We start from the raw sequence: 17760 nt of genomic DNA, 5'->3' as shown, positions 1-17760 counted from the left end.
GCACTAATCGATGGCTGATCGCTCGTACGCAGCGAGTTCTTCAGGCGTGCCAACGAAAGCAGGACCACAGTTGGACGGAAGACGTTCCACCACCATTGCAATGGCTTGTGCCGGCGTTGCTGCTGGTCCTACTGTCTCGACACGGCGAGGCCCCAACACGAGGTAGCCGCCCCCGACAGCGGGTGCGATATACGGGATGTCCCATGTCCATCGTGGAGTGGTGCAGCGGCTGAAGTGAAGTTCTCCCATGCCCGTCCAGGGAAACAACTGCCGTAGGCGTGGCTCGGAGTAGGCTGCGTCCAACAGTTCGGGGCGTACGCGTCCGTCAGCACGAACCTCCCGCCAACCAAAGCGCACATGTTCGCGCGAACTTGTGTCAGGTGCCACCCAAACTGCACGGGTTTCAGGGCCGGGCGAGGAATGTCTGGACGTCAGAGGCCAGGGCGGTCAGTTGCTGCCCACCCTCGATCCAGGTGGTGATAGAGGTCTCCCATGCTGCTTGCTGCGAGGACCAGGGGCGGAGTTTCCAGGTCAGCTCGACGTGACCGCCAGAGTGAAAGCCGGCTTCGAGCGTGAGCTGGTTGGTATGCCAGGTGCGCTTTCCGGGCCATCCGCGGAAGTCGTCGGCGAGCTGTTGCAGGAAGGCGGCCAGGTCACCGGCGCCGTCCCAGATCGCGACGGTCACGTCGGGGATCGTCGCGCGCAGTCTGTCGGCCGTGGCCTCGATGGAGAAGACGGTCTCGTCGCTATCGATGAACTGCCTGTTGCTGAGCCGAATGAGGAGATCGCGGTCCTGCGAGCAGCGGACCAGCACGTCGGGCGACCCGCCCTGTTCATCGTGATCTTTGTAGTCCACGTGAGCAGGATAGTCAGGGCCGGTCGGCTCAGCGGGTGTTGCCGGGCGGCAGGCGCCCTGCGTCAACCTGGTCAGCGAGATAGATCATGACGCTTTCGGCGGTCATCCCGAACGCGGCGGCGACGACTTTGGGGTCGAGGGTGTTGACGAGGTCGACCAGGCGGGTGCTGCGGAGTATGCGGGGCGGAACGCCGCAGGGGGTCGGGACTGTACAAAAAACAACGGTGTAACTCCTGATCAAGGAGACACCTGTGACAAGTACGGTGATCCAGGGCATCGAAGAGCTGGGACAAGAGGCATGATCGTCGTGCCGTTAGCGTGTCATTAGGGCAGCTCGGAGACGGCCGGTGGGGGAGCGGTGTCCCAGATCGGCTCGTAGGTCAGCGTGCCTTTGGAAGCGCTCTTGGCTCCTTACAAGCGAGGGGTCACTGGTTCGAGCCCAGTACCGCCCACCAGCGAAAACGCCCCGTCTCTGATCAAAAAGACGGGGCGTGTGCGATTGACTGCGTGGCGGCGTGTGAACCGCGGCAGGACGACGTGTGGGGTTTTTGTAGCGTGTTGCCTATGAGCGACGAACAGCACCCCCGTCTAATGAACGTGTATCCCGATCTCACCGCTGAAATCGTCACCCTGCTTCGAGAACAGGACGAGAACGACCCCTGGCGGACACGGTCGAGGAGTTGCCGTTCTACGGGGTGTGCACCTGTAGCGCCACATGCACGAACCTCTTGACGGCCCCGCCAGGTTCCTCGGGTTCCCGGATGGTGCGGTTGGAACGCGGTGGTGAAGACATCGTCTGGCTGAGCTTGGACTCCACCGCGACGACCATCACCGACATCGAGGTTCTCGACGGACGTGACCTCGCCCGGCGGGCCGCTGTCGGAACGCCTCTGCGTGATGACTGCGTGACAACGCTCACACGCGACCCTCGGATCGCGTCGATTGCCAAAAACCCGTTGACGACGAATTGAACTGCGGAAGTGAGCGAGTAAGCGTGTCGCGCGCGGGCCAGAACGGGCGGTCAGCGAGGGGGATTCAGGGGGTCTCGAGGAACGCGGCGTGCCCCTCGCCGGCGGTTCAGCAGGTTGAACGATCTCGTGCCGAGTATTTCCAACCCGGATGACGGTTCACCAGATCCATTCGCAAGCGTGACACGATGCTTTTGTGCATGGATCTCCTTACCTTGTGGGCGAGTTGATTCCCTCTCCGCAGTTGGTCGCCGCGTGGCATGAGCTGGGAATGATGCCCAGCGATCGAGTCCCCATGTGGGCCGCTCATTGGCTCACTCGGGGCATGGATGGTGAGATGTTGCGCATTCTCGCCGGCCTTGATGGACGCGATCCACACGAGGTGCGTGATGTGCTGGTCGAGGCTCTCGCGGATGCGGGAACGTCCATGCCGTCCAGGTCCGATGCCGTGAAGATCGCTTACGTCGATATGGCGCGATGCTGCCTCGCGGGTGAGGCCAGTGAGCGCTGGCTGGTTTGGGTGATCGAACAACTCGTGATCGAGGAGGACGATCCCGAAGAGATGCTCGCACCTCCGCTGGGTGCTCTACACGGGTTGCATGACGAATGGGAGGGTGGCTGGGGGCGAACTGAGGCTGAGTTGATCGCCGCCGTCCGAGCCGCCTGCACCGAGCAGGTAGCCCTCGACGCCGACGTCTGACGGCGATGGGGTCCCGCCGCCGCTCGACCGTTGTGAGCGCACTACTGTTAGCGCCGCTGCCGATCGTGGCGAAGCGCCAGCCTGACGGCGAGGTAGACCACCGCGAACTGCACGGCAAGGCCGATGATGACCGTAAAGATCTCGATGACACCCATACCGAACACGGCCACGCTCCAGAACCGTCGGAAATTCGAGTATTCAGGTTCGCGCCAGGTCTGTCTATAGGGTCCCTGGCGGGGCGATGTCACGCTCTCGGGGGCAGTGCGAAGAAATCTCGCAACGTCCCCGCAACGAGGGGCGGATCTCCTCCTCGGTTCCGGTTGCCGGAGCCGCCGTGGTTGAGCTTGGGAAACTCGACGCGCTCCGCGTGCGGCAAGACTCGCTCCAAAACGTCGAGAGCGGTCTTCAGGTAAGCCGGGCTTCTGCCGCCTCTCAGGAGCGACTCCGCCTTCGCGATCATGTTCCGCCGGCGTTTCTGTCGGCCGATTAGGGTGGCGAGCCCGTCAACAAAGTGACCTGCCCTTTCCCCGTGAACGGATGGCCGCCCGCCGATCGGGAGGCGATGACGCGTCAAGGCTGAGGATTTCTCCCGCGAACATCCAGGGCGTCGTGGCCGAGGACCAGGGACTCAACGCTCGGTTTCTCCCCGGCTGTTCGTAATGCGAGTGAGCGGTCGAAGGCATCGGTTCGCAGCCGGAAACGGCTTACGCCATCGACCTTGAGCGCGCGCAACCGCCACGGCCGGTCCGGCGGGTCCTGCTCACCGGCCGGGTGGGCCAGAAGAACGAGGGCGGAGGGGTCCTGCGGTCCCCGGTAAGGGAGGCGAGCAGCCGTGTATTCGGCGAGTCGGAGTTCGGCCTTCGCGGGTAGGGGAGGGGCCGGCGCCGGGACGAACTCCGGGAGGGCCGCCCCTGCCGCGGTCAGTCCGTCAATCCACTTCCCGGTGGTGTCCGGGAGTGGTTTCGAATCGGCCAGTCGGTCGGCGAACCAGGGCGACAGGGCAGGGCCGCCCCTTGTGATCCAGGTCTCGACCAGATCGCGGAATGCCATCTCACGACGATCGCCTCGCAGGGCGCCCGCAGCGATGATGTCCGTACCCGCGCCGGCGATCGTGCGGGCGAGCAACCGTACGGGAACCCGAGCGGCCTCCTCCGCATAGCGGACCATGCGGATCTGCAGCATCATCGAGTGCACGATCGTGGCGGCGACCAGGGCCGCGCCTTCCGGTAGCGGTCGCCGTCGCTCAGGGGAGCGGCGGCTCTGCTGATCACGGGGCGGGGTCCGTTGATCGGCGGCCCGGCCGGCGGTGGAAAGATGCCAGGCCTGGTCGCTGACGTATACGGTGCCGCCGGTCGCCCGCAGCCTTCCCCCGGCACCGAGGCCGATGACGATCCCTCCCGTCTCGTGATCGAGGGTGACTCCCGTGAGATCGCCGGAGTCGAAACGTACGTCGGTGACGTCCTCCAGCGACAGGTGCAACCAGGGCGGTTGGTCCGCCCATACGCCGGCTTCGTAGCGGCGCGGGGCGGCCAGGACGACCGACCCGATCAACCGGGTGCCGCCACGTTCGAGATGCAGGGCGCTGATCTCGGTGGTGGCCAGGTCGTAATCGGTGCCGAGTTCGAGTGCGGCCTCGGCGGTCAGAGGCATGAACGGCGGCGTCACCAATCCTCGGTAATCCCTTGAGCGCATGGGCTCCGCGACCGGTGGCGGCAGGAGTCGCTCCAGTGGTCGGCCCGCCGCTTCGGCCTGCTCGATCATCCAGTTCCGCCGCTCCGGCCCGAAACGAGCCATCCAGGCGAGGGCGGCGCGGGCACGCCGCTCCCGCGCGATGGAGATGGGGGCGGTCGTGGCGTGGAACAGAGGGAAGGTGTTGTTGTCCCACACGTCCGCGACCTTGTAGATCGTTCGCCGGTCGTACGTCCGCGCATCCGCCGACGCCGCCGTGATCTGTACGAGCGACCTGTCGAGCAGCGATCCCAGGGCATCCAGCGCCGCCTCAGTTCTGGTCATCTCGGCGAGATGTCACTTTCGATGTTCACCTGCAGTCGTATCGATGAAACGCCACGGGGGATTCCGCGTGCCTCCGCGAGCGACTCGGGACCGCAGAAGGTTTGTTCAGGGCTGTATGGGTCGCGGCACGGCATCGGGGTCGCCCGGCTTTCTGGCCGCGAGCCGTTCGATGAGGCCGAGCTTGAACCGCTCGTGCCGTTCTATCGCGAATCCCATCGCGAGCACCATCGGGAACGGACGGCGACTGTAGCGCTCTCCGAACATCGGCACGGTGATGGTGTCCACCAGTCGTTGCAGTGCGCGAACCGGCCAGGCGGACGACGCGACGTGATCGGCCAGTAGCAGCAGCCCGCCTGGACGGAGCACCCGGGCCATCTCGGTGAGCGTGCCCCGGTCGTCCTCGATCGCACAGAGTGAGAATGTGCACACGACGGTGTCGAAATGCCCGTCGGGGAAGCGCAGCGACCGCGCATCGCCCTGCTGGAGATCGACGTCGCGGCCGATCTCGGCGGCCCGACGCCGGGCGACCTCGAGCATCGACGGGCTCCACTCCACGCCGGTCAGTTCGACGTCGCGGGGGTAATGGTGGAGATTCAGCCCGGTGCCCACGGCCACTTCCAGGACGGTGCCGATCGCCTGTCCGCAGACCCATTCTCGAGTATCGGCGAAGAAGCGGCGTTCGACGTAGGCCATCTGCCGGTCGTACGAACCGGCCTGACGGTCCCAGTAACGGCGTAACCGGTTGTCCCGAGCGGAGGAGTCCACCATCCGATCTACCATAACCATGGAATCGCGTGGACGCGCACGGCCGATTCCCCCGACGTGGTACGGATTCGCCCGCTCGGCGCGAATCCGTAAATCGTGGCTAGTGTGTTCTCATGAAAAGAGATCCTTCCCCCGTCACCCTGCCCAACGGGCAGGAGCTGAGTTGCGACACCTGTGGGAACCGGATTTTCGAGCAGCACAGCTGGAAGCTGCAGACCACCGGCATGTCGTTCATGAATCTCGACTGGGCCAACCGCGACGCGGTCTGTTTCGTGTGCACCGCCTGCCGGCGCATTCACTGGTTCCACCTCTGAGGCGGGCCGGAAATCAGCCGCGCAGTCCGGCGAAGAGGTCGTCCTCCCGGTCCGGGGCGGCCAGGCGGGAGATCCGGCGGACGAAGAACTCGGCCGCGAAGGCCTGGTGCTGCGCCTCGGCGGGCATTCGCAGCAGGAAGATGTTCTCGCCCTGGCTTTCGTGGGCACGCAGCGCCTTGATCTTGTGTTCGACGTACGGCGAGACGTCGACGGTGGCGGTGATCAGTTCGTCCGGAGTGCCGAAGTCCTCGGGCAGGTCGAACCCGTTCATGTCCATGCCGCTCGACCGCATGAAGTCGAACATCTGCCGGATCCGCTCCCGCGGCGTGGCCGTGTAGTAGAGCTTGTCGGGGATCCCGGTCGACTCGGTCGCCGCCATTGCGATGCGGTGGGCCTGGATGTGGTCGGGGTGGCCGTAGCCGCCGATCTCGTCGTACGTCACGACCACCTGCGGCCGATATCGCTCCATGAGCTCGGCCAGCCGGGCGGCGGCGCGCTCGACCGGGACGTTGGCGAACGCCTCGGGGTGGGCGTTGCCCGTCCAGCCGTCCATGCCCGAGTCGCGGTAGCCGAGCAACTCCAGGTGGGTGACGCCGAGGTGGGTGGCGGACTCGCGGAGCTCGGCCAGCCGGCGTTCGGCCACGGCGTCGTCGTCATGACCGGGCTCGCCCGGTTTGACCCCACCCGGACCATCCCCCTGCTCCCCGTTGGTGCACGTCACCAGGACCGTACGGATGCCCTCCTCGGCATAGCGGGCGAGAATGCCGCCGGTGCCGATCACCTCGTCGTCCGGGTGGGCGTGCACGGCCATCACGGTGAGCTCTCGGTTCATCGGATCCCCCGAACTCCGGCTTCGTCTGCCGATATTCGATCAGTACTCGATCGACCCTATATCGCCCCTTGATCCTCTGTGCGGATCGAACGCGGGTTCGTCGAGGGCGTGGTCATGCGCCGGGCCACCTGCCACCACAGGACGAGTTGCAGCAGGGCGAGCGCCGCGGCGAACGGCGGCAGCGTCCATGGTCCGATGCCCTCGGCGATCGTCCCGGCCAGCCAGGGGAACACCGCGCCACCCACCACGGAAACGCCGTTCAGCAGCCCGATCGCCGTGGGCACCAGCCGGGCGGCGGTCAGCCTCGGCGCCACGGCCATCGTGGTCGGGAAGATCGGGCCCAGGAAGAAGCCGAGCAGGACGAAGCTCACGACGGCCGCGACCGGTCCCGGGAGCGACCACGCCAGCATCGCGCCTGCCGTGACCCCGGCCAGGCAGGCGAAGGTCATGCCGATGTCGGTCATCCCGAGCCTGACCGCGATCGGGCTGATCAGGAAACGGCCGAGGGTGAGCCCGAGCCAATAGGCCGAGACGGTGTAGCCGGCCAGCAGATCCCCCTGCCCGCGCCCGTCCACCAGGAAGCTGAATCCCCAGTTGCCCACGCTTATCTCCAGGCCGACGTAGACGGCCAGGAACGCGGCGCCCAACAGGACGGCGGGCTCCCGCGACGTCGCGCCGAGCAGCCCGCGCCCCGATGCCGTGTGCCGGGACGTCTCCCGGGCCTCGGACCCCTCCGGCACGGCGTGGACCTCACGCGCGGGGAGGGCCAGCCGGAAACCGACTATGAGCGGCAGACCGGCCAGGGCGAGGACCAGCCACACGGCCGTCCACGGCAGGTGGCCCAGCATCCAGGTGGCCAGCAGCGGCCCGAGCAGCGCGCCGACGCCGAAGAACGCGTGCAGCCGGTTGAGCAGGGTCGTCGCTCCCGGAAGGTCCGCGAGGTAGACGTTGAGCACCGATTCGATCAGGCCCGTGCCGTACCCGACGATCAGCTGGACCGCCACCAGGGCCAGGAACGGCGGGCGGGCCGCGGTGACCAGCCCGGCCAGAACGTACGCGCCGCAGCCGACGACGAGGGTGGTCCGTACGCCGAAACGGTGGATCAGCGGACCCGCGTTCGAGCCGGCCAGCATGAACCCGGCCGAGAATGTGAAGAACGTCGTCCCGATCGTGGCCTTGTCCAGGCCGTAGTCGTCGATCTGCGCCGGGAGGAGCACCCCGGCCACACCCGCGCTCACCCCGACCAGGATGAACGCGGCGTAGGAGAGCACGACGGGGACCCACAAGCGGCGCCGGAGTGCCGACATCCTGACCTCCCGCGGTGCGAGCAGCCTTCCGTGCACTCCCCGCGCGGGCGAATCGAGGATCCGTGCCCGGGAACGCCGGCCGTACGTCCCTGATCGCCATCGATCTGGGACATGCTATGGCAGAGCGTCCCTCCGGCGGCATCCCTTTTCTGGGTTCTCGTTCCGTCGGTTTCCATTCGGTCAGGCAGGATGGATGCGTGACATTGGCGGCGAATGAGGGGACCGAGCGCGTGACCGACGCGCCGCGTGGCCCGGCGGGCCTGTTCACCAGTCCTCGGTTCCGCCTGCTGGCCGACCTCGTCACGGATGGTGACGTGGTGGTCCTGAGCGGGGCCGGGCTGTCGACCGAGTCCGGCATTCCGGACTATCGAGGGGAGACCGGCCGCAGGCGGCGGGCCGAGCCGATGACGTACCAGACGTTCGTCGCCAGCGCGGCGGCGCGGCGGCGCTACTGGGCGCGCAGTCACCTGGGGTGGCGGGAGATCGCCCGTGCCCGTCCCAACGCCGGGCATCGTGCCGTGGCCGACCTGGAGGCCCGGGGCCTGGTCGCCGGGATCATCACCCAGAACGTCGACGGGCTGCACCAGGCGGCGGGTGCCCGGCAGGTGATCGAACTGCACGGCGCGCTCGACCGCGTTCGCTGTCTTTCCTGCGGCGAGCGCACCTCCCGGCAGTCGCTCGACCGGCGGCTGCGCATGGCCAACCTCCGCTGGCGGGCCCGGGTCGACATGATCAACCCCGATGGCGACGCCGTGCTCGCCGACGATCAGGTCGAGGGTTTCACCATCGTGGACTGCGACGCCGCCGGATGTGGCGGCGTGCTCAAGCCCGACGTGGTGTTCTTCGGCGAGAACGTGCCGCGACCACGGGTCGAGGAGTGCTACGCGCTGGTCGAGCGGGCCGGGATGCTGCTGGTGCTGGGGTCGTCGCTGACCGTGATGTCCGGCTATCGGTTCGTACGGCACGCCGCCGCGTGCGGCATCCCCATCGCGATCATCAATCGGGGCCGGACCAGGGGCGACGGCCAGGCCCTGCTGACCTTCGACGCCCCGCTCGGCGCCACCCTCACCGGGCTCGTCTCCCGGCTGGAGCGGCCGCGACGGCGCCGTCCGGGCTGACGACGACCCGGATCATTCGCCGTTGCGCAGATCGGACAGGCGCCCGGCGGTGTACCGCACCTCCTCGAAGCGTACGGTGCATCCCTTGCCGGTGGGCGACTGCGCGAGGAAGCCGACCTCGGGGTCGCCGTCGAGCGCGAAATACCTGATGAGGTGCCAGAAATCGGTCCCGGTGGCGACGTGGAAGGCGAACGCGGTGCCCACCCGGGAGACCCGCAGCCGGACGTCGTCCCCCGTCACGCCGATCGAGTTGCAGTCGTCGGACACGCCGCGGTTCACGACCGTCACGATGGTGGGCCGGCCCTGGGGGGACAGTTCGAGGCAGAACTTCGCCCACAGGTCCTCACCCGCGTAGAGCAGCAGCACGCCGGCGTCGTAGGTGGACATCAGGTCGGTCCTGATCCGCGCGCTCAGGGTGAAGTCGCCGTCGAGGCGGCCGACCAGCGCCGGGGCGTTGCCGAACCGGCCGGGACCGCCCGGATCGGCGAACAGGTCGGTCCCGGCGCCCGACGTGATCGTGAGCGCGTCGTCGCCGTCGACGTTCCACGAGACCGGGGAGTTCAGCACGCGCAGCGGAACGGGAACGGCCGGCAGGGCGACGGCATCGGACATCGGTCCTCCTCAAGGGTGAGAGCGCTCTCATTCAACCGGGCGCGCCCGCTCCTGTCGCCCTCAAAGGGATACGGCCAGGGCGATATCGCCGGGCCGGTCGAGCCTGAACGTCGTGGTCGTTCCGGCGGCCGTCAGCTCGTACTCGCCGAGGAACCCGCTGAACCGCGCCCGGCCGTCGGCGTCGGTGGTCGTCGTGGTGGGGGCCAGCCACCACTCGCCCTTGACGAGTGAGCGCAGCGCCTCGTAGGACGGCTTCGGCGTGCCGTCCGCCCGGACGAGGCCGCCGGGTGCGCCGAGCCAGGCGCCGCGGTCCGACAGCCCCCAGTACGTCATCGCCTCCACCGAGGGGTGCGAGAGCAGCGTCTTGTAGTGCCGGACGACCTCGTCGGCCTGCCGCGCCTCGCCCTCCGGCGTCGACGGCCACTCGGGGATCCGGTAGTCGTTCAGGTCGACGATCTCCGGCGGCATGAGGTGGCCGGAGACGAGCGTCGTCTCGGTGAAGTGGATCGGCAGGCCGTACCGCGAGAATCGCTCCAGGACGTCGAGGGTCTTCTCCTCGCCCCAGTAGCCCTGGTGCATGTGGCTCTGCAGGCCCAGCGCGTCGATCTCGATGCCGGCCTCCAGCACCCCCTCGATCAGGCATTCGTACGCCGCCTACATGTCGAAGTCGTTCAGCAGCAGCGTGGCGTGCGGGCCGGCCTCGCGGGCGGCGTCGAAGACCATGCGCACCATCGGGATGCGGCCGATCTCGCGGCAGATCCGGGTGATGCCGTTGTCGTACTTGTCGAAGATCGGCATGATCACGACTTCGTTGATGACATCCCACATGTCGATAAGTCCGGCGAAGTCGGTCGTCGCGCTTGATGCGGGCGACCTGCTCGCGGGCGATGTCGGCGTTCGACAGGTCCATCAGCCATTCGGCGGTCTCGGTGTGCCAGGCCAATGGGTGGCCCTTGACCACGCAGCCGCGCTCGGCGAACCAGCGCGCCGTGGCGAGCAGCCGCTCGGTGTCCGGACGCCCCCGCTCGGGCTCGAACTGACCCCAGTAGAACGGCAGCGTGGCGAAATTGAACAGGCCGGACCACAGGTCGGCCAGGTGCTCGGCCTCGGCGGCCTCCTGAGACCCGGCCGCCCATTCGCCGCTCGCGAGCGGCAGGAAGTCGAAGCCGATGCAGCCGAACAGGAACTTGTGATCGCGCTGTGCGATCGTCACCTCTCGACCGGCGAGCGGCGCACCGTTCTCCGTGACCGTGACGGTGACCTCCGCGGTGCGGTGCTTCCTGATCAACGGGTCGGGGGCGAAACCGATGTGGTCGGAGTGCGACGGCATCGCGGCGGCCTCCAGGAGTGCTCGGACGGGGGAGACGCCCTCCGGGAACGTGGTCGTTCCGGAGAGCGATTTCGAGCACGGTACCGCTAAACCCCTACATATCCACAGACCTCCCGTGTCACGTCGTGCCCGGCTGACGGATCAGCGGGGATGGTCGGTACGGAGGCCGTGCCGGTGGTCGGCGAGGAGGGCGTGATGGTCGACGCCGCCGTGGGGGAGGGGGTCGGCGTGCACGATGGCGGCGGTCAGCCGGGGGATGGCGTGGATCAGGCCGTGCTCGGCCTCGACGGCGGTCCGGTGTGCCTCGATCACGGTGCAGGCCGCGTCGACGATCACCTCGCATTCGGCCCGCAGGTGGTGGCCGATCCAGCGCAGCCGCACCTGCCCGATGTCGAGCACCCCGGGCGTCGCGCGCAGCGTCGCCTCGGCCAGGTCCACGATGGCGGGATCCACCGCGTCCATCAGCCTGCGGTACACCTCGCGCGCGGCCTGCCGGAGCACGGCGAGGATGGCGACGGTGATGAGCAGGCCGACGACCGGGTCGGCCCGGTTCCAGCCCAGCGCCGTACCGCCCGCGCTCGCCAGCACGGCCAGCGAGGTGAACCCGTCGGTGCGGGCGTGCAGGCCGTCGGCGACCAGCGCGGCCGACCCGATCTGCCTGCCGACGCGGATGCGGTAGCGGGCGACCAGTTCGTTGCCGGCGAACCCCACCAGCGCCGCGCCCGCGACCGCGCCCAGTTCGCTCACCTCCCGGGGGTCGAGCAGCCGGTCGAACGCGGTCTTGGCCGCGAACACGGCCGAGGCCGCGATGGTCAGCACGATCACGACTCCGGCCAGGTCCTCGGCCCGCCCGTAGCCGTAGGTGTAGCGCCGGGTCGGCGGGCGGCGGCCGAGCAGGAACGCGATGCCCAGCGGGACCGCGGTCAGCGCGTCGGCGGCGTTGTGCAGCGTGTCGCCCAGCAGCGCCACAGAGCCCGAGATGGCCACCACCACGGCCTGGATCACCGTGGTCGTGCCGAGCCCGGCGAGGGAGATCCATAACACCCGCATCCCTCGGGCGGAGGTCTCCATCGCCGCGTCGACCTTGTCCGACGTCTCGTGTGAGTGTGGGTGCGGCCGCAGCGCGTGCCGGATCCGCTCGCCCAGCGGCCTCCGCGACGTCTGCCCGTGCCCGTGCCCGTGCTCGTCACCAGGCCCGTGTCCGTGCCCGTGGTCACGCCCCTGCCCCTCGCCGTGGTCGTACGGGCGGCCAGGCTCGGCCTTTTCCCGGCTCATGGAGGAGACGATGCCCGCGGAACGGCCCGGAGGCACCTCGCCGGCGCAGATCGCGTACGGACCGCGGCCGGCCGGGGACGTCCGTCAGGCCATCGAGCGATCAGGCGAGCAGCCGGTCGAGCCAGGAGTTCCAGGCGGCCTCGGCGGTCTGCTCGTCCACGTCGTCGGAGAAGACGTGGTGCCCGAGGACCAGCACGTTGCCCCGTGAGGGACCGGAATGGATGAACCGGTACAACCCGTCGCCGGTGCGAACGCCCAGGAAGGTCGGCAGGCCGGCGTAGTCCACGACGCCCTGGATCACGGGGAGCCCTTCGACGGCGAGTCGTACCGGGGCGCCCTGGGTGACCGATCCGGAGAGCCCGAGCGCCCCGGTCAGCGCCGCCCACACGTGCTCGGGGTCGCCGGCCTTCGGGCGGGCGGCCGAGACGATGCCCGTCGCGGTCCGGCCCGGGAAGTGCACGAGGTATTGGGCGAGCGTGTGCAGGTACATGTCCCAGCCCACGCCCAGGGCCTCGTACTCGCTCTCCCAGTCGTCGCCGAGTACGCCGCTCTGCACGAGACGCAGGACCGTGCTGCCGCCGTCGCGGCCTTCGATGAGGTAGTCGAGGGCCATGAAGGCGCCGTCGGGGCCCTCGTCACTGCGGTAGGCGAACCGTTCGCCCGGCTTCCAGATGGTCACCGTGGACTGCTCGGCACCGCCCATCATCGTGAACCGGCTTCTGCCCCCCTCGCGTGGCTCGATCTCGGTGCGCCCCATGAACCAGGAGTCGATCCCCGGGCCGGTGGCGATGGCGTCCCACACCTGCTCGGGTGTGGCGGCCAGCTCGATCTCCTTGGACAGTTCGAATTCGTGCGCCATCTCATCTCTCCTGGGTCTCGGTGCCGGGACGGACGCTGGGGTGCAGCGCCACGACCACGCGGTGCTCACGCCCGCCCTCGGCCGTATCGTCGTGATATCTGCTCACCAGAGCGGTGACCGCTTCGGCGAGTTCCGTGGCGAAGGCGGCCCGATCGGCGGCCGAGGCGAAGCGCACCCGCCCGTCGATCGCGAACGTGGCCGTCTTCCGGCGTGCTCTGGCCGCTCCGGTGATCAACGTGCCCACGTCACGTACCAGCTGGGCGGCGAGGGCCAGCAGCCAGCGGGCCGACAGCTGGTCGGGCGCGCGCGCCGGATCCGGCGCCACCGGGGCGAGCGCCGCCGGAGAGATCACGAACGAGGCCGCGGTCGCCCGCATCACCCGTTCGGTGACGTTGCCCTTCCTTCGCTCCTCGACCAGCTCCACCAGGCCGTGCCGTTCCAGGGCCTTGAGGTGGTAGTTCACCTTCTGCCGCGGCAGGCCGATCCGGGCCGCCAGCATCGTCGCCGAGGCGGGCTCCGCCAGCTCGGCGAGCAGCCGAGCCCGCACCGGATCCAGTGAGACCTCGGCAGCGGCCGGGTCCTCGATGATCGCCACGTCCAACATGTCCCCACCCTCTCACCGAAAATAAAAATCGTCAAGACAGTAGAAGTTGTCGGTAGTCGAGCGCAAAGTTGATCTTAGAAGAGCATTACGCGCGACACATTGTGCCGCAGGGTGGTCACGCTGTGTAATCACAAAGGGCGATGAGCCAGACCTACCTGGTTCGAAGGAGTGACTATGACGTTCACAGCGATGCAACCCTCGTACATGACCACCACGCCGCTGGGCTACGCGACTCAGCAGCAGATCTCGCCCCTGCAGCTCGGCCGGCTCGCTCAGCAGCCTGGTCAGCAGCAGGCGCTCTCGATCAGTCAGTCGACCCGGCAGGAGGAGCAGATCCACCCGCAGGAGCACCTGGTGAGCCCGCAGACCTTCTGGGCCAGGATCGCCCGGGTCGGGATCCGGTACGGCGTACCGGCCGCCCGTCAGGTTCTGGAGACGGTCCTCTACCAGCAGGTCGCCCAGCAGCACGCCGTGGCGCCCCAGATCGCTCAGCTCGGCATGGCCATGCCGCAGCTCGCGGGCCAGCAGGCCTCGCTGCTCAACGGGGCGATCCAGCAGGAGGAGCAGGTCCACCCGCAGGAGCACCTGGTGAGCCCGCAGACCTTCTGGACCAAGGTCGCCCGCATGACCGTCCGGCACGGTGTCGAGGTGGCCCGCCAGATCCTGGACGTCCTGCAGACCCAGCACCAGGTCGAGCAGCAGATCCAGGAGCAGGCGGTGGAGCAGGTTCTGCGGCAGCAGATCCAGCAGCAGATCCAGCAGCAGCTCGCCCACCCGTACGCCCAGGGGCAGTACCAGCCGCAGTACGGCCAGGTGGCCCAGTACGGCCAGGCGCTCGGTCTGCAGGCCACTCCGCAGCACGCTCAGGTCTACGGCCAGCACCTCATCCCGCAGATCGCGCTGAACCCGCTGAACGCGATCAACTCGCTGGGCGCCGTGAACCCGCTGGGTGCGGTGAACCCGCTGGCCGCCGTGAACCCGCTCAACGCGTTGACCGCGGTGAATCCGCTGAGCGCGGTGAGCCAGCAGCAGTACGGCCAGCAGGTGTCGCCTCAGTACGTCACCCAGCAGCACCAGCAGGCCGCACAGCAGACGCCGGTGGCGGCCGGCGCCGGATTCTGAGCGGAGGCACATGGTGGACTCGATGGGCGGAGGAGCTCCCTGGCCCGGCACCGTCTCGGGCGGAGCCGGCATGGTGCCCGATCCGGCCATGAACCCGGGGATGGCCATGACGACCGGTCCGGCGATGGGCATGGCGGTCGGCGCGGCCACGGGGACGGCGATGCCGCCGATCCCGGGCCGTCCGGCGACGCTGATCCCAGCGCAGGTGCAGTGCGCGGTGACCCTCCAGCAGCTCTACGGCTGGTTGCAGGTGTCACTCCTGCAGGCGCCGCAGGTGGCGGGAATCATCCCGCCGCTGGTGCAGGCGGTGCAGCTGTACCGGGCCGGGCAGTACGAGGCGTGCCTGGCGCAGCTCCAGGCCGTCCTCGGCGTCGTCAACAGCGGCCGGCCCACGGTTCCACTCCTGTGACGGAGTTCGAATGAATGGCCCGGACCGGTCGCCTGACCGGTCCGGGCCCCCAAGGGGGTGTCCCGGGAACACCCCCTTGCCGTGTAATTCCCGTCGAGCCCTCTGGTGCGGCCGGCGAGACCAGCCTGAGCTGGGGAGAGTCGAGACGTTGTGACCAGTAACGACAAGCCCAAGGACGGAAGCGAGTCGCGCTCACCGGCATCGAGCAGGGGGAGGCAGCCGACCCGGCAGGTGCCGCATGTGGTGGAGCCGCGTCCGATGCGCTATATGGTGGCCGCGCTGCGACAGCCGTACCTGTCGGCGATGGGGGTGAGCGCGCCGCCCCTGGACGCCGACGGTCTGTGCGAGCTGCTGGAGAACGACCCGGAAGTGACCGTGCGTCGCCGGCTCCCGGGCCATCCGGGACCACCGGCCGGCGCCGAGCCGCAGGGACGGCATCAGGGGCCCGCCTTTCCGGCGACGGCCCCTCACCTGATGGGCGGCCCGCAGATGACCGGCTCACATGTCATGGGTCCGCAGGTGACGGGCCCTCAGGCGATGGGCCCTCAGGTAATGGGTCCTCAGGTAATGGGAACGAGCGCCCCGTTCCCCGAGATCCTGATCGTGGACATGACCGCCGAGCACGCTCTCGAGCTGCACATGAAGTATCCGCAGGTGCTCATCGAGCGTGACCGGCTGCTGACCTACACCGAGGTGCCGGGGCCGCCGCGCAGGCGCCGTACGGCCGCGGCCGTGGTGCCGTCGGGAGTGGTGAGCACCTTCACGTTCCTGGTGCGCGACGGCGACGGCAAGCCGGTGCCGGGCGCCACCGTCTTCGTCACCGGTTTCGGCTGGCCCGCCCAGGGCGTGACGGGCGCGGACGGCCGGGCAACGGTGACACTCGCCGGTGAGACGCCGGAGTCCGTCGTCAGCCTGGTGGTCAAGCCCCGCTCCGGCCACTGGAGCTTCCATCTCGACCGCCCGTCCCTGTCCACGAGCAGGGACAACCTGATCGAACTGGTGAAGCTGTCGGAGACCTTGGAGGGCTTTCCCGGGCACCAGCTCTTCGGCTGGGGCCAGCAGGCGATGAACCTCGACCGGCTGCCGCCCACGTTCCGCGGCGCAGGTGTGAAGGTCGCGATCATCGACTCCGGGGCGGCGATCGACCATCCCGATCTGCTCAACCGCATCAGCGGCGGCATCGACCTCTCGGACCGAAAGCCCGACGGCTGGGCGGTGGACACGGCCTACCACGGCTCTCACTGCGCCGCGATCATCGGCGGCGCCGACGACGGTCAGGGTGTCGTCGGCTTCGCGGTGGAGGCAGAGGTGCACGCCTGCAAGATCTTCCCGGGGGGGCGGTTCAGCGATCTCATCGAGGCCCTCGACTACTGCATAGAGCAGCGGATCGATGTGGTGAACCTGAGCCTCGGCAGCAGGCACCCGTCCCAGCTCGTCGCCGCCAAGATCGAGCAGGCCCGTGAAGCGGGTGTGGCGTGCGTGGTCGCCGCGGGCAACGACGGCGGGCCCGTGGGCTTTCCCGGAAACCTGCCCACGGTGCTGACCGTCGCCGCCATCGGGCGGGTCGGCACCTTCCCCGCCGGCACGGCGCACGCCGCCGAGATCACGGAGCCGTGCACGGGAGAGGGATACTTCTCGCCCAGATTCACCTGTCACGGCCCGGGCATCGACGTCTGCGCGCCCGGTGTGGCGGTGCTGTCGGCCGTGCCGTCCGGCGACTACGCCGCGTGGGACGGCACCTCGATGGCCGCGCCGCACGTCACCGGCCTCGCGGCTCTCGTGCTCGCGCATCACCCGGACCTGTACGACGGGTACGGCACGCGCGACGCCCGGCGGGTCGAGCGCCTCTTCCAGATCATCAAGTCGAGCTGTATGCCGCTCGACCTCGGCGACCCGGGCCGCACCGGTGCCGGGCTGCCCAACGCGCTGCTCGCCCTGGGGCCGGCCCTCGCGTTCATCGCGCCGGAACTCACCACCGACATCGGCTCCGGCGACCTCACCGCGGGCGGCGTCCAGGGCCTGCTCGACCGGCTCACCACCGAGATGGCCTGGGCCGGCCTGCTCGTGCCCGGCGCGGTGGATCCGGACGCCGGTGGAGCATGGGCGATGACGGGTGGAATGGAATACGCCGACGGGGCTCCGGTGGCCGCCGGGATCGCGGGTGAGCCGTCCGCCGCCGAGGCCGGGCCCGGCGTGGTCGCTTCGCCCGGTGGACGCGGACCGGGTGGACAGCGGACAGGTGGACAGCGGGCCGGTGGGCAGGGAAGCGGTGGACATGAAGGCGGGGTGACGGGCAAGGGCCGCGCGGTCAAGGCGCGTGGGGCGGGCGCAGCGGGCGCGGGCGAGTCACTGCACGCCAACGGGACCATCCCGGGCAGCGGACGGGGCACGCTCAACGGCCCGACGGCCGCGGGCGCGCCGCCGGCCGGGCATGCGCCCGGTGCCGCCGGACCTGCCGCGCCGTTCGGCCCCATGCCGTACGCCGGGCAGCCGGCCGCGGCCGGTCCTTCTCCGGGGGCGCCGATCAGCGGCGGGCCGATCGGCTTTCCTCCCGGCCAGGTGAACGGCGGGGGCCTGGGCCTGCCCGCGTTCTCCTGGCTGACCGAGGAGATGCGGGCGGCCGGGCTGATCACCGGGTGACCGACCGGCCTGTCCGGTTGAAGATCCCTGCGAGCG

The 17760-nt window shown here is 69.0% G+C and carries 20 protein-coding genes and 1 pseudogene; 8 read left to right on the top strand and 13 right to left on the bottom strand.

What is annotated here, in order from left to right:
- Positions 1-3 precede the first annotated feature (3 nt).
- The 3 genes from AP234_RS39605 to AP234_RS20770 are packed head-to-tail and all read right to left on the bottom strand — an operon-like array spanning position 4 to position 1097.
- The gene (locus AP234_RS39605) at positions 4-357 is read right to left on the bottom strand and encodes a DUF6193 family natural product biosynthesis protein (protein WP_083502287.1); all 354 of its coding nucleotides are present in this window, start codon (positions 355-357) and stop codon (positions 4-6) included.
- Between the two features lie 46 nt (positions 358-403).
- On the bottom strand, positions 404-856 hold the full coding sequence (locus AP234_RS20775; protein ID WP_200926630.1) for a DUF6228 family protein: 453 nt from the start codon (positions 854-856) through the stop codon (positions 404-406).
- Positions 857-884: 28 nt separating this feature from the next.
- Positions 885-1097 carry a hypothetical protein gene (locus AP234_RS20770; protein WP_152990541.1) on the bottom strand — a complete coding sequence of 71 codons (213 nt, stop codon included), beginning with the start codon at positions 1095-1097 and terminating at the stop codon, positions 885-887.
- Between the two features lie 520 nt (positions 1098-1617).
- Between AP234_RS20770 and AP234_RS36465 the strand changes: the two genes are divergently transcribed.
- Together AP234_RS36465 and AP234_RS20765 are read left to right on the top strand one after the other, a co-directional pair.
- Positions 1618-1827, top strand: a complete 210-nt coding sequence (locus AP234_RS36465) for a hypothetical protein (RefSeq protein WP_152990540.1) — start codon at positions 1618-1620, stop codon at positions 1825-1827.
- A gap of 334 nt (positions 1828-2161) precedes the next feature.
- Entirely contained in the window at positions 2162-2524 is a 363-nt protein-coding gene (locus AP234_RS20765) for a hypothetical protein (protein WP_152990539.1), read from the top strand.
- 47 nt (positions 2525-2571) lie between these two features.
- Here the strand turns inward: AP234_RS20765 and AP234_RS39255 are convergent, their stop codons facing one another.
- From AP234_RS39255 to AP234_RS20755, 3 genes are all read right to left on the bottom strand, one after another.
- Complete coding sequence (locus AP234_RS39255) at positions 2572-2694, bottom strand: hypothetical protein (protein ID WP_268778073.1); 123 nt, start codon at positions 2692-2694, stop codon at positions 2572-2574.
- 400 nt (positions 2695-3094) lie between these two features.
- Positions 3095-4537: a hypothetical protein gene (locus tag AP234_RS20760; protein ID WP_055481354.1), complete on the bottom strand. Its 1443-nt coding sequence runs from the start codon at positions 4535-4537 to the stop codon at positions 3095-3097.
- Between the two features lie 105 nt (positions 4538-4642).
- Complete coding sequence (locus tag AP234_RS20755; RefSeq protein WP_055481353.1) at positions 4643-5305, bottom strand: class I SAM-dependent methyltransferase; 663 nt, start codon at positions 5303-5305, stop codon at positions 4643-4645.
- 110 nt (positions 5306-5415) lie between these two features.
- Between AP234_RS20755 and AP234_RS20750 the strand changes: the two genes are divergently transcribed.
- The gene (locus AP234_RS20750) at positions 5416-5616 is read left to right on the top strand and encodes a hypothetical protein (protein ID WP_055481352.1); all 201 of its coding nucleotides are present in this window, start codon (positions 5416-5418) and stop codon (positions 5614-5616) included.
- A 13-nt stretch (positions 5617-5629) separates the two neighbouring features.
- Here AP234_RS20750 and AP234_RS20745 read toward each other — a convergent pair whose 3' ends face one another.
- Both AP234_RS20745 and AP234_RS20740 read right to left on the bottom strand, forming a co-directional pair.
- The gene (locus tag AP234_RS20745) at positions 5630-6448 is read right to left on the bottom strand and encodes a PIG-L family deacetylase (RefSeq protein ID WP_055481351.1); all 819 of its coding nucleotides are present in this window, start codon (positions 6446-6448) and stop codon (positions 5630-5632) included.
- Positions 6449-6504: 56 nt separating this feature from the next.
- A complete protein-coding gene (locus AP234_RS20740) occupies positions 6505-7755 on the bottom strand; it encodes an MFS transporter (protein ID WP_055481350.1) in 1251 nt (416 codons plus the stop codon).
- A 203-nt stretch (positions 7756-7958) separates the two neighbouring features.
- Between AP234_RS20740 and AP234_RS20735 the strand changes: the two genes are divergently transcribed.
- A complete protein-coding gene (locus AP234_RS20735; protein ID WP_431998924.1) occupies positions 7959-8873 on the top strand; it encodes an NAD-dependent protein deacetylase in 915 nt (304 codons plus the stop codon).
- 12 nt (positions 8874-8885) lie between these two features.
- Here AP234_RS20735 and AP234_RS20730 read toward each other — a convergent pair whose 3' ends face one another.
- Both AP234_RS20730 and AP234_RS38100 read right to left on the bottom strand, forming a co-directional pair.
- The gene (locus AP234_RS20730) at positions 8886-9485 is read right to left on the bottom strand and encodes a DUF1349 domain-containing protein (RefSeq protein ID WP_055481349.1); all 600 of its coding nucleotides are present in this window, start codon (positions 9483-9485) and stop codon (positions 8886-8888) included.
- Between the two features lie 60 nt (positions 9486-9545).
- Positions 9546-10283 (bottom strand): annotated as a pseudogene (locus AP234_RS38100) (endo-1,4-beta-xylanase).
- Between AP234_RS38100 and AP234_RS38090 the strand changes: the two are divergent.
- A complete protein-coding gene (locus AP234_RS38090; protein ID WP_235558284.1) occupies positions 10267-10905 on the top strand; it encodes a hypothetical protein in 639 nt (212 codons plus the stop codon). The pseudogene AP234_RS38100 and the gene AP234_RS38090 overlap by 17 nt on opposite strands.
- Before the next feature lie 51 nt (positions 10906-10956).
- Here the strand turns inward: AP234_RS38090 and AP234_RS20720 are convergent, their stop codons facing one another.
- The 3 genes from AP234_RS20720 to AP234_RS20710 all read right to left on the bottom strand — a co-directional run bounded on the left by AP234_RS20720 (position 10957) and on the right by AP234_RS20710 (position 13553).
- Complete coding sequence (locus tag AP234_RS20720) at positions 10957-12090, bottom strand: cation diffusion facilitator family transporter (RefSeq protein WP_055481348.1); 1134 nt, start codon at positions 12088-12090, stop codon at positions 10957-10959.
- A 100-nt stretch (positions 12091-12190) separates the two neighbouring features.
- Positions 12191-12949 (bottom strand): SRPBCC family protein, encoded by a 759-nt coding sequence (locus tag AP234_RS20715; RefSeq protein WP_055481347.1) that lies wholly within the window; start codon positions 12947-12949, stop codon positions 12191-12193.
- Between the two features lies 1 nt (position 12950).
- The gene (locus tag AP234_RS20710) at positions 12951-13553 is read right to left on the bottom strand and encodes an ArsR/SmtB family transcription factor (protein WP_200926627.1); all 603 of its coding nucleotides are present in this window, start codon (positions 13551-13553) and stop codon (positions 12951-12953) included.
- Positions 13554-13727: 174 nt separating this feature from the next.
- Between AP234_RS20710 and AP234_RS20705 the strand changes: the two genes are divergently transcribed.
- The 3 genes from AP234_RS20705 to AP234_RS20695 all read left to right on the top strand — a co-directional run bounded on the left by AP234_RS20705 (position 13728) and on the right by AP234_RS20695 (position 17724).
- Positions 13728-14675, top strand: coding sequence for a hypothetical protein (locus AP234_RS20705; protein WP_055481346.1), 948 nt, complete (start codon positions 13728-13730; stop codon positions 14673-14675).
- 22 nt (positions 14676-14697) lie between these two features.
- Positions 14698-15084, top strand: a complete 387-nt coding sequence (locus AP234_RS20700; protein ID WP_152990538.1) for a hypothetical protein — start codon at positions 14698-14700, stop codon at positions 15082-15084.
- 150 nt (positions 15085-15234) lie between these two features.
- A complete protein-coding gene (locus AP234_RS20695; protein WP_152990537.1) occupies positions 15235-17724 on the top strand; it encodes a S8 family serine peptidase in 2490 nt (829 codons plus the stop codon).
- The last annotated feature ends 36 nt before the right edge of the window (positions 17725-17760 follow it).

The sequence above is a fragment of the Sphaerimonospora mesophila genome, from assembly GCF_001417795.1.
GTDB classification, from domain to species: domain Bacteria; phylum Actinomycetota; class Actinomycetes; order Streptosporangiales; family Streptosporangiaceae; genus Sphaerimonospora; species Sphaerimonospora mesophila.
The sequence above is the reverse complement of the archived record's forward strand: the minus strand, read 5'-3'. Positions and strand labels throughout refer to the sequence as shown.